Raw genomic sequence first — 12,191 nt, 5'->3', positions numbered from 1 at the left:
TTACCCTAACATTGGTTTAAGGAAGCGAGCGGTGTGTGACGCTGTACATGTCACGATATCTTCTGGCGCACCTGCCGTCAAAATTTCACCTCCGCCAGAGCCGCCTTCAGGGCCCAAGTCGATGATCCAATCTGCGGTTTTAATGACATCGAGGTTATGCTCAATAATAACGACGGTGTTGCCATGGTCCCGCAGTCGATGCAAGACCGTCAGTAACTGCTGAATATCATGGAAGTGCAGACCGGTGGTCGGCTCATCCAAAATGTACAAGGTTTTGCCGGTATCACGTTTGGATAATTCGCGCGCTAATTTGACGCGCTGGGCTTCACCGCCTGACAATGTGGTTGCACTTTGACCTAGACGAATATACGACAAGCCAACATCGATAAGCGTTTGCAGCTTGCGCGCAATTGCGGGAATTGGTGCAAAGAACTCACGCGCGTCCTCAACGGTCATATCCAAGACCTCGTGAATACTCTTGCCTTTGTATTTAATCTCTAAGGTCTCGCGGTTGTAGCGCTTGCCTTTACAAACGTCACAGGGCACGTACACGTCCGGTAAGAAGTGCATCTCTACCTTAATGACACCATCGCCTTGGCAAGCCTCGCAACGACCACCTCGCACGTTAAAGCTGAAACGCCCAACCTTATAACCACGCGATCGTGCTTCTTCTGTACCAGCATAAAGCTCACGAATTGGCGTAAAGATGCCTGTATAGGTTGCTGGGTTCGAACGCGGTGTACGGCCGATAGGACTTTGGTCAATATCAACGACTTTATCTAAAAATTGCATGCCGTCGATGCTCTCATAAGGCGCTGGCTCATTGGCTGTCGCTTTGTTGAGCTCTCGGTGGGCAATACGGAATAGGGTGTCGTTAATCAACGTTGACTTGCCGGAGCCGGAAACGCCGGTTACACAAGTCATCAAGCCTACAGGTATCTCGGCGTTGACGTTTTTCAAGTTATTGCCAGAAGCGCCATTCAATTTAACCCAATGTTTGCCAGGTTGATGGCGCTTTTTCGGTACCGCAATCTCTTTTCGGCCCGACAAATAATCACCGGTTAATGAGTCTTCGTTGGCCATGATTTCTTCGTAATGGCCTTGCGCAATCACTTGACCACCGTGAACGCCCGCTCCTGGACCGATATCAATGACATGATCGGCGGCTCGTATTGCATCTTCATCGTGCTCAACCACAATTACGGTATTACCGAGGTCACGTAAGCGCGTGAGCGTGCTCAATAGACGTTCGTTATCGCGCTGATGTAAGCCAATCGACGGTTCATCAAGCACGTACATCACGCCAACCAGGCCGGCACCTATTTGCGATGCTAATCGAATACGTTGCGCTTCACCACCTGAGAGGGTCTCTGCGCTACGCGATAAGCTCAAATAGTTTAAGCCAACGTTGACGAGGAAGCCGAGACGGTCATTAATTTCTTTCAGAATTTTTTCGGCAATTTTTGCGCGCTGGCCTTCAAGTTCGAGTTCTTGGAAGAATTTCAGAGCATCGCCAATCGAGCGCTCAACAACCTGAGGTAACGTTGTGTCATTCACAAACACATGACGCGCTTCCTGACGTAAACGGGTGCCGCCACAACTCTTACAAGGCTGTGATGCAAGATACTTTGATAAATCTTCGCGAACCGCCATCGAGTCGGTTTCCCGATAGCGGCGTTGCATGTTAGGAATAATCCCCTCAAACGCATGCGTACGCGTCACACGGTCGCCGCGATCGTTCATATAGGTAAATTCTATTTCTTCTTTGCCGCTACCAAATAACACCACTTGTTGGTGTTTTTCGTCGAGGCTCGCAAACGGCTTATTCAGGTCAAACTTGTAGTGACGCGACAGCGACTGCAACATTTGGTAGTAGTAGAAATTACGTTTGTCCCAGCCACGAATCGCGCCGCCAGTAAGGCTAAGCTCTGGATTGGTGACGACTTTGGCAGGGTCAAAGAACTGTTCAATACCCAAACCATCACATGAGCCACACGCACCAGCCGGGTTATTAAATGAGAATAAGCGCGGCTCAAGTTCTTGCATGCTGTAACCACAATGAGGGCAGGCAAAGTTTGCGGAAAACACAATATCTTCAATTTTCGAATCGTCTTCCATAGGCACCACAAGGGCCGTCCCGCCACTCAACTCAAGCGCGGTTTCAAACGATTCAGCGAGTCGTAACTCAAGGCCTTCGCGAACTTTAATGCGATCAACCACCACTTCGATAGTGTGTTTTTTATGTAACTCCAGTTTTGGAGGATCGCTTAAATCACATAATTCACCGTCAATGCGGGCACGTATGAAGCCTTGCGCCGCGAGATTTTCGAGAACCTTAGTGTGCTCACCTTTACGCTCCTGAATAATTGGTGCGACAATCATCAGTTTTTCGCCTTCTGGTAAGGCAAGTACTTGATCCACCATTTGTGAAATGGTTTGTGCCGCTAATGTAACATTGTGCGTTGGGCAACGTGGTTCGCCGACCCGAGCAAACATTAAGCGCAAATAGTCATATATTTCGGTAATGGTACCGACCGTTGAGCGTGGATTGTGTGACGTTGATTTTTGTTCAATCGAGATAGCTGGGGATAGACCTTCGATGCTATCCACATCAGGCTTTTCCATCAGCGATAAAAACTGCCGCGCATAAGCCGATAGGGATTCAACGTAACGACGCTGCCCCTCGGCATATAGCGTATCAAAAGCTAACGAAGATTTTCCCGAGCCAGACAGTCCTGTGATGACCACCAGTTTGTCGCGCGGAATGGTCACGTTAATGTTTTTCAGGTTGTGGGTGCGGGCACCGCGGATTTCTATTTTATCCATGAGAATTACAACTCTCCGTTGCCAATGACAAGCAATTGAATGAAACGAGTATTATCGCACAACCGATACCTTCTGGTACAATGGCCAGCGATTTTTTCCTGCAGCAATGAGATGTTCATGCGACAGCAAAACCAAGACAATCGACTCACTCCGACTGAGCGGCGCGCCTCTGGTGCTTTAGCTACTGTATTTGGATTACGTATGCTCGGGCTATTTTTGATCATGCCCGTTATTGCCATATATGGTCAGCAGTATCCAGATTACACACCGTTGTTAATCGGCTTAGCCATTGGTGCCTATGGTTTAACACAGGCGCTATTACAGATTCCGTTGGGTATGCTCTCTGATCGAATTGGTCGTCGGCCTGTGATTATTGCTGGTCTGTTAATCTTTGCCGCTGGGAGCTTAGTGGCTGCATGGGCAGATACACTTGTCGGCGTAGTTATCGGTCGCGCATTGCAGGGAATGGGCGCAATTGCTGCTGCAATATTGGCTTTGGCGGCGGATATTACGCGCGATTCACAACGTCCGAAAGTAATGGCCGCAATCGGCATGTTTATTGGTTTGTCGTTCGCCTTGGCGCTAGTTTTAGGCCCATTGCTTGGTGCGCAAATTGGCTTGTCCGGGTTATTTTATTTCACTGCCGTAAGTGCTGTGTTTGGTATTGTGGTATTTCTTGCGGCCGTTCCAAAAGTTGCGCAGAAGTCAGCGCGCGGTGATTTGATTCCATTAAAAAATGAACTCGGCCAGCTATTTAAAGACCCCCAATTAGCGCGTTTGAATTTTGGCGTACTGGTACTGCATTGCGTCTTAACGGCGTTTTTTGTGGTGGTGCCGTTACAGCTTATGCGCGGTGGATTGGCCGCAGATGAACATGCGTGGTTGTATTTACCAACATTGATTGCATCTTTTGCCTTTATGATTCCGATGTTGATAAAAGCCGAGCGCCAACGTCAGCAACCACGTTATTTCCGCGTTGCCATTGGCTTAGTTATCTTGGCCGTGGCAGTTATCGTATTTATCCCAGCGCATTGGACTTATTTAGCTATCGCCGTTGTGCTATTTTTTACTGGTTTTAACTTCCTTGAGGCGACGCTGCCAAGCTCACTCACGCGCTTTGCGCCAGCAGGGCGAAAGGGAAGTGCAAGCGGTATCTACGCCACATGCCAGTTTTTAGGTGCGTTTGTAGGTGGTGCCGCTGGTGGCTCCATTTATCAATATTTTGGTTTGTTAGGTGTTGGGATTTTCTGCACGGTACTGCTAGTATGCTGGTTTACAATCAGCTTCGGCATGCAGCCACCGCCACAACAACAAAGTGTGAGTTTCACCTTGGGTAAATTGAATGCGTCTCAAGCCGATGGTTTAGCCGAACAGTTGAGTCAGTTGAATGGGGTAGAAGAAGTTCGCATTGTGGCCGACGAACAAACGGTGTATTTAAAAGTTCATAAAACTGATTACAATGATTCTGAAATAGAGGCGCATATAGCGCCGTACCGAACGTAAGTATCGAACATAAGAGATAGTGAAGGAGCAGATGGCATGGCCAGTCGCGGCATTAATAAGGTAATTTTAATTGGTAATTTAGGCGCCGATCCAGAAGTGCGCTACACGCAAAATAATACAGCCATCGCAAACCTTTCAGTTGCAACCAGCGAGACGTGGAAAGACAAGCAAACTGGCGAGCCGCGCGAGCAAACCGAGTGGCATCGTTGTGTAGCGTATCGTCGCTTAGCGGAAATTGCCGGCGAGTACCTGAAAAAAGGCTCAAAAGTTTATGTTGAAGGCCGTCTGCAAACACGTAAATGGCAAGGACAAGATGGCGTTGAGCGCTACACCACTGAAATAGTTATCAACGACCTGCAAATGCTTGATGGTCGCCCAGGTGGCGGACAAGGTGGTTACGGTGGCGGTCAGCAATCAGGCGGCTTCGGTGGTCAGCAAAGCGGCGGGCAAGGCGGCTCACAAGGTGGACAAGGCCAGGGTGGCTTCGGTGGCGGTCAGCAAGGTGGTCAGCGTCAAGCGCCAGCACAAAGCTTCAACCAACAGCCTGCGCAGCAACCGCAGCAGCAACAGCAAGAACCGTTTGTGCCAGATCAAGACTTCGACGACGATATTCCGTTCTGATCAGAGCGTTAGTACTTCCCCAAGTTTACGATGACTTGGTTTCGGCCTTTTCGTTTGCCTTCATATAGCGCCTGATCAGCGCGTATGAGGGCAACGCTGACATCAGTATCGTCGCGTTTAATTTCAGTTACCCCAAACGTCGCAGTGACCGAAATTAACAGTTCTTTTGTTTTAATCTCGAGCTCACTAATGCCTTTCAGAAGGGTCTCAAGCCTTGGCAATGAAGGATGTAACTCCGTCTGATGAAGCAACAAAACAAACTCTTCGCCACCAAGTCGAGCGACTACGTCAGACGGCCGCAGGGATTGCTTTAGATAATTTGCAATAGATTGCAACACCAAGTCACCAACATCATGCCCGTATTCGTCATTCACCTTTTTAAAGTGATCGATATCAATAAGCACTAGTGTTGACGGATGGTCAAATCGTTCAAGATGGTAATAGGCGAGCTTAGCCTGGCTCATAAAATAGCGTCGGTTGTAAAGCCTGGTTAGTTCGTCTGTTTCGCTGAGTTCTTCTAACTGCGCCTGATACTCTTTTGATTGCGTGATATCACGCATGGTACCGACGATGTAGTCTTCGTTGTTGATTTTGCAAAAGCTGGCGCGTTCGTGAACCCAACGCAGTTGGCCATCGGCGCGTACAATGCGATGCTCTATGTTGTAGTCACCAGTTGCCTCAGCTGCAGCGAGGTTGCTATCAAAAAGCTCCCGATCGTCTGGATGTACAAAATTGCGAAAGGCCTCGACCGAAGGTTTTACCGAGTTTGGCTCGAGGCCAAGAATGTCATAAATTTTGTTCGACCAAAATAGATCATCAAAGCCAATACGTGATGTCCAATAACCCAATTGGCCGATCTCTTGTGCGCGCTCTAACGTGATTTGTTTTTGTTCGAGCTCTAGTTCAAGCTTATGCTCATCGGTGACGTTAATGATTGAGCCGATGGCTTGTGTAATACGCCCATTGTCAATGATCGCTCGCATGCGCTCTTTTAGCCAATAGTACTGGCCGTTTGTACCGCGAATGCGGTAGCGCCGTGACAGCGGCTCTTCCGAGCAAGACCTTATCCACTCTTGTAATTTCGGCAGCATGGTTTCGCGATCAGTTGGATGAATGCTGTTCTGCCACCAATAGGAAGCGTTAGAAATAATATCATCCGCATCGTGCAGTAATTCGACGCGTTCGCCATATAAGTGCAACTCATCCGAGTCTAAATTCCAGACGAAAATCGTTGTCGGCGAGCTGTCAATAATTCGCTGTAATTTGCGTTCGGTAGCTCGCGCTTGGAACTCAGCTTGTTTTTCGGCGGTAATGTCAAAATGCATGCCCACCATCCACTCGGGCTTTCCATCAGAGGACCATGAGATGACTCGGCCGGTGTCACGCACCCAAACCCAATTGCCGTTCTTATGTCGCATGCGAGCATCGCATCGATAGGTGGGTGCGTTGCCGCTAAAATGCTGTTCTAGCTGGGCTGCAGAATTTTCGAGATCATCGGGATGACTAAGTCGTTGCCAAGTGGCTATTGAAATAGGCGCTAACTCATCGAGTGTATAGCCGACAATAGCGGCCCACATTTCATTAAAATAAGTCTCACCGGTCTGAATATTCCACTTCCATGTGCCAGCTCCAGAACTATCAATTATCGCTTCTAATTCATCGAGCTGGTTGTTGATATTTCTCATGATGGCTCACTTTGTTCTTTATTTCGTCTTAATCTAAACTAAACTAGTCGCAATTGAAAAGATTTATGTCGGAAGTACCGATATTGTCGTAGTATAACTATTGTTAGACAGCTAGCTTGGCAGTTCGAGGAGTGGATACGTGAAAAGACGGTTTTGGGTCATATCACTGAGTATTTTTATGGTATTTGGCTGTCAACCTCAACACGATCCAATTAACGTGGTCGGCAATTCGTGGCTTGGCTATCAGCCGTTCTACGCTCAACACAAGTTGAATCCAGAACAACAACCGCAAGGCATTCACATCACCATGCTGGTTTCCGATATTAGCGTTGTGCGCATGCTGACGAATCAGGCTGCAAGTGTTGCCATGTTGAGTTTAGATAATGCCATAAGTCTTAATTCACGCACCAACCTCGATTTATGTATTGCGTTGGCGATGTCTAGCTCTGACGGTGCCGATGCCGTACTTGCTGCTCCAAACTTTCTTCCTGAATTGTCAAAAGATGGGCCAATACGTGTGGGCATGGAGGATAGCGCCCTGGCTCGTTATGTCGTGTCGCGCTGGATTGAGGAAAAATCCATTGATGAAACCCGATTGCAACGCCATATTTTACTTCCAACAGGACACATTTCTGCATTGAAGAATAACGACGTGGATGTTATCGCAACGTATGCGCCTTTCACTCAAATTTTAGCGGAGCAGGGCGCTGAAGTTATTTTTTCAAGTCAAGAAATCCCGGATGAGATTATAGATACGGTTGTCGTACGCCAAGATGCGTGGCGCCTCCATAAAGAGCGCTTACTTTCGTTTATTACACACTCATGGGATACGGCTCTCCGCGAGGCTCAAACACCAGACTCCGACGTATTTAAGGCGATGATGAAGCTCTCTGGTCTATCTGCGACGGAACTACGTACGACGATGGCACAATTAAAATTCTATGATTCGCAAACTAGCCGAGAGTTTTTGGCAACGCGCTATACCGAAGTTAGCAATATTGTCAGTAGTCACCTCGCCGAAGCAGGTTTGTTTAGTACGCCGCGTTCGCTGCCAGTTTGTGAGGGTGTGTTGGAATGAAACTGCCTTTCTATCGACGACTAAGCCTACAAATTACAGCACCCATTGTACTAATTGCATTTGCGATATTAGCCGCGCTCAGCTTTTATCTCATTCGAGCGCAACAAGAAGAAGCTTTTGCTCGGGCTGAATTAGAACTACGTTCGATGGTGGTAGTAGCCCAAGGATCCTTGAATCGAATGTTTGGATTGAATCGCACCGATTCTGTCTCGGAATTGTTAAGTGAAGTTCATGTTCACCCGCGTGTCGAGAAGGCTTTTATGCTTGATAGCAATGGTCGGCTCATGCGCTTTTATGCGATGAATCAGATTAATCCGCAGCTCGAACAGTTTATTAGTGAATTACCTACAAATAGTGTGCTGGAAGCGTCACGATCTGGTGTCACAACCATAAATTATCATCCGGAGCACAAACATTTTGTTGCGATAGTTCCAGTGGTACCACCTGGACAATTAAGTGCGCAGCTACGGCGTAACCTATTTGTCGTTGAATACCGCCATGATGATACGTGGTATCAACTGAGTTCATTGGCAATAAATGAGCTGAGCGCATTTCTCTTTATTTTGGTGTTCCTCGGTATTGGGCTCTGGCTGGGCTTACAATTCATTATTGCGCGTCCGGTTGGTAGCATCGTAAAAGCACTCGATAGATTTTCGAAACGAGAATATATCGGTGATATTAAGGTGCCTTCGTATAACGAACTCGGATTGCTTTGGGAAACACTCATTACTGCAGCCAAATCACGTGATGACTATGAAACACGTTTGCGCAAACTGTCTGCGGCGGTCGAGCAAAGTAGCGATTGTATTGTAATTACTGATCTTGATGCCCGCATTGAGTATGTGAACAAGACGTTTACCGATATCACCGGCTATTCAGCTGAAGAAGTATTGGGTGTTAACCCTAAAGTACTTGCCTCTGGAAACACACCGAAGTCAACTTATGAGGCCATGTGGAGTGCATTAACCGAGGGTAAAGTCTGGCAAGGCGAGCTTTATAATCGTCGTAAAGACGGTAGCGAATATCGTGAGTGGGCAACTATTTCACCATTAAGAAATGAGCATGGTGAGATCACTAATTACCTTGCGAGTAAACAGAATATTACCGAACGCAGAGCTGCTGAAGCGCAGGTAAATTACCTTGCTTACTTTGATGTATTAACGGGCTTACCGAATCGTACGCAATGTACCGAGCTTCTGAGTCAAATGCTCCAGTCACGTGAGCCGCGCAAATACGGTGCCGTGGTGTTGCTCGATGTTGATGGCTTGCAGCGCATCAATGACGTTCGCGGATTCGAATTTGGCGATCAGGTGTTATTGACTTTAAAAGAGCGTCTGAGCCAAGTGGTATTGCATGAAGCCGGCGCAAAGCTTGGTAATCTTGGCGGTGATTTGTTTGCGTTACTGCTAAGTGCTTCAGGTGAGCGTGAGCATGTTTTGGCTCATACGCAAGTTTTGGTGAAAGAAGCGCTTGATGAAATGAGTAAACCGCTCATCGTTGAAGGCGAGCGGATTATTGTTACAGCCAGTGCTGGCATGGTTATGTATCCAGAGTATGGTGATACGCCTGAGTCAATTATTCGTCATGCTGAAACCGCTGTTCATCACGCAAAAGAAGCTGGTGGCAATCAGCTGATGGTTTATAACCCATCGTATAGTTATGCACTCGAACAACATTTTGAGATTGAGCGTGCGCTGCGAGATGCGATTGGTACCGAACAACTTCAGTTACATATGCAACCGCAGCAACTGGCTGATGGCACTATGGTGGGAGTTGAAGTGTTGTGCCGCTGGCAGCATCCAGAACTTGGCGCAATATCGCCAGGAGTCTTTATTCCAATTGCTGAAAAAAGCGAACTGATAGTGAATTTAGGCAAGTGGATTGTCACACGAGCACTCGAGATCGCGGCTGAATTACCAGAGCATTTGACGGTTGCTATAAATATAAGCCCACGACATTTCCGCAAATATGACTTTGTTTATTTTATCGAGCGCCAGTTAGTTCGTAATGGCATTGTGCCAAACCGATTGATTTTAGAGATCACGGAGAATCTTTTAGTCGATGATATTCAGGATATTAAATTGAAAATGAAAACGTTAAAGGAAACCGGCGTGCAGTTTTCAATTGATGATTTCGGCACTGGGTATTCATCACTGAGTTACCTGACAACATTACCGATTGATGAATTAAAAATTGATCAAGGTTTCGTGCAAGGCATTGGCGCCTCAAACCAAGATAAAATTGTCGAAACGATTATTTCGATGGGCCAGCATTTGGGCCTACGCATTGTTGCCGAGGGTGTAGAAACGAAAGAGCAATTAAATTTCTTAGAACGCCTTTCAAAAGACGTTGTGTGCCAAGGTTATTATTTTCATAAACCAATGCCATTAGATGACTTCAAAGCGGAAACAATGAGAGGCGTAAAATAGCGCCTCTCAAGTCAGAGTCTTTAGCGAATACCGTGCTCTGCAGCAATCTTATCAAAGTATTCTAATGCCTGCTTCGCGTAGGCACGTTTCGCAATGTAGTCACCTGCAAAGAAGTTTTTCTTGAAGCCGTAAGCGACCATATCTTTTAGACGTTTTAATGGCACATCGACAGCGCTTAACGCGAGTTCATATTCTTGTGTCACGGTAGTGCGCGAAACCAGTCGGTTATCGGTACAAATGACGGTTGCTAACCGGTTCGCATACATGTGTTTAAAGTTATGGTTGCTGACATCGCCAATATCTGGGTTTGTTTGTAGGTTACTGGTAATACACACCTCAATAGCGATGCGACGGTCGGCAATAAACGACGCTAACCGACGCGCATAATCCTCTTTATCGGTAATTGTCGGGTCTTGAATCATCTCTGGCGAGAACAGTGAATATCCATGCCCTAAACGGTCGGCATAACACTGTGTGAGTGCTTCAAAAATACTCTCAGCGCCGTAGGCTTCGCCAGCATGGACAGTTTTCAGCAAGAAGTTCTGATGCGCATACTCGTAGGCTTCTTTGAAATCGTGCGCCGGGTAGCCCATTTCCTGACCGGCGATATCTAAGCCAACAATTGGTAAGCCTTCTTCATCGCGTAGACGCACGCTGGCGCGGATCATTTCCATGGCCGCGGTTTTAATCACTTGCTTTGGCTCATGGTCGCGCAACATTTGGAATAGCTGGGTGTAGTAAGGCGAGAACCCTTTTTTGCCGAACATACGCATAGCGCAGTTAATGATGCCGTAATCAAACGGCGGTTTACTGCCATTCTGAACCTCAGGCTGTGCATTGTATTCAATTTGGGCGCGCTTTAAGCCTTTGTTCGTTGTGTGCATCACGGTATCAAAATCGATGCCCCGAGCTGGGTCCATCATTAATTGCGGCGCAAAGCGAACTTCAATGTAGATAACACCCTCAGCAATATTATCTTGGGCTAATTCATACGCGGCTTGCTCAAGGTTTTCCATGTCGCGTAAAACCGCACAGGTGTATTGGAAGCCGTTCAAATATTCACCTAAATTCTGATACGACTCTTTAAACACAAGGTCGTACAAGCCATCAACCGTGTATGACGGTAGCTCAATACCACTGCGCTTTGCCATTTCAATTAAGCCATCCGGACGTAAACTACCGTCCAAGTGCAAATGCAGGTCGGCTTTTGGCATAGCTTTTAAGAAGGCGTGAGAATAAGGTGCGGTCATGGGCTTCTCCTATTTGAATTTCACAAAGTATATCAAAACAAAGGCGTTAATCGTTATTGGTTGTTCGTTATTCGTGGGAAAGAAAAAGAGTGGATATTAGCTATTGGATATTAGATATTAGAAAAACACTTCGAATAACCAATAACCAATAACCAATAACCAATAACGATTAACGATTAACGATTCTATGGCTTCACTTTATTTTACTTACTCGGCAATGAATGCCGGAAAAAGCACTTCGTTGCTTCAAGTTGCCCATAACTATGAAGAACGTGACCAACACGTGTTACTGCTGACCCCGTCGATTGATGATCGGGCGGGGCACGGGCGTATTGCTTCGCGGCTGGGGATTGATCGTGAAGCGTTGGCCTTTTCAAACACGACGGATTTAGCCGCACTAATTGAAGCGCGGCATCAACGAAAACACATTGACTGTGTATTGATTGATGAGGCGCAGTTTCTAACCGAAACGCAGGTTTGGCAGCTTACCGACGTGGTTGACCGTGTTGATATTCCGGTAATGTGTTACGGTATCCGCAGTGACGCATTTGGCAAAGCTTTTCCAGGTAGTGCTGTATTACTAGCTGTGGCTGATAAATTGGCAGAGATGAAAACCATTTGTTTCTGTGGTCGTAAAGCGACTATGAATTTGCGGATTGATGCTGAGGGCAACGCGGTGAAGGTGGGTGACCAAATCGCCATTGGTGGCAATGATCGCTATATCTCATGTTGCCGTAAGCATTGGAAGGAACGATTAGGCCTTTAAGCCGTAAAATAGTTAATTGCATCAATTGCTTTG

At 46.9% G+C, this 12,191-nt stretch carries 8 protein-coding genes; 5 read left to right on the top strand and 3 right to left on the bottom strand.

Features of this window, described 5'->3' with window-relative positions; genetic code table 11:
- Entirely contained in the window at positions 1-2,826 is a 2,826-nt protein-coding gene (gene uvrA, locus LG272_RS00595) for an excinuclease ABC subunit UvrA (RefSeq protein ID WP_404408943.1), read from the bottom strand.
- 117 nt (positions 2,827-2,943) lie between these two features.
- Here uvrA and LG272_RS00590 point away from each other — a divergent pair, with 117 nt between their 5' ends.
- The gene (locus LG272_RS00590) at positions 2,944-4,329 is read left to right on the top strand and encodes an MFS transporter (protein ID WP_404408941.1); all 1,386 of its coding nucleotides are present in this window, start codon (positions 2,944-2,946) and stop codon (positions 4,327-4,329) included.
- Positions 4,330-4,365: 36 nt separating this feature from the next.
- Positions 4,366-4,950 carry a single-stranded DNA-binding protein gene (gene ssb, locus LG272_RS00585; protein ID WP_404408939.1) on the top strand — a complete coding sequence of 195 codons (585 nt, stop codon included), beginning with the start codon at positions 4,366-4,368 and terminating at the stop codon, positions 4,948-4,950.
- 8 nt (positions 4,951-4,958) lie between these two features.
- Here the strand turns inward: ssb and LG272_RS00580 are convergent, their stop codons facing one another.
- A complete protein-coding gene (locus LG272_RS00580; RefSeq protein ID WP_404408937.1) occupies positions 4,959-6,635 on the bottom strand; it encodes a PAS domain-containing protein in 1,677 nt (558 codons plus the stop codon).
- Between the two features lie 139 nt (positions 6,636-6,774).
- Here LG272_RS00580 and LG272_RS00575 point away from each other — a divergent pair, with 139 nt between their 5' ends.
- Positions 6,775-7,713 carry an ABC transporter substrate-binding protein gene (locus LG272_RS00575; protein ID WP_404408935.1) on the top strand — a complete coding sequence of 313 codons (939 nt, stop codon included), beginning with the start codon at positions 6,775-6,777 and terminating at the stop codon, positions 7,711-7,713.
- Positions 7,710-10,142, top strand: a complete 2,433-nt coding sequence (locus tag LG272_RS00570; protein WP_404408933.1) for a putative bifunctional diguanylate cyclase/phosphodiesterase — start codon at positions 7,710-7,712, stop codon at positions 10,140-10,142. The genes LG272_RS00575 and LG272_RS00570 overlap by 4 nt, the downstream gene beginning before the upstream one ends.
- Before the next feature lie 20 nt (positions 10,143-10,162).
- Here the strand turns inward: LG272_RS00570 and LG272_RS00565 are convergent, their stop codons facing one another.
- Positions 10,163-11,392 carry an adenosine deaminase gene (locus LG272_RS00565; protein ID WP_404408931.1) on the bottom strand — a complete coding sequence of 410 codons (1,230 nt, stop codon included), beginning with the start codon at positions 11,390-11,392 and terminating at the stop codon, positions 10,163-10,165.
- Between the two features lie 187 nt (positions 11,393-11,579).
- Between LG272_RS00565 and LG272_RS00560 the strand changes: the two genes are divergently transcribed.
- Positions 11,580-12,158, top strand: coding sequence for a thymidine kinase (locus LG272_RS00560; RefSeq protein WP_404408929.1), 579 nt, complete (start codon positions 11,580-11,582; stop codon positions 12,156-12,158).
- The last annotated feature ends 33 nt before the right edge of the window (positions 12,159-12,191 follow it).

Source organism: Pseudidiomarina marina (genome assembly GCF_044807045.1).
Lineage (GTDB): Bacteria > Pseudomonadota > Gammaproteobacteria > Enterobacterales > Alteromonadaceae > Pseudidiomarina > Pseudidiomarina marina.
Note: the sequence above shows the minus strand (reverse complement) of the source record. Positions and strands in the feature narration are given on the sequence as shown.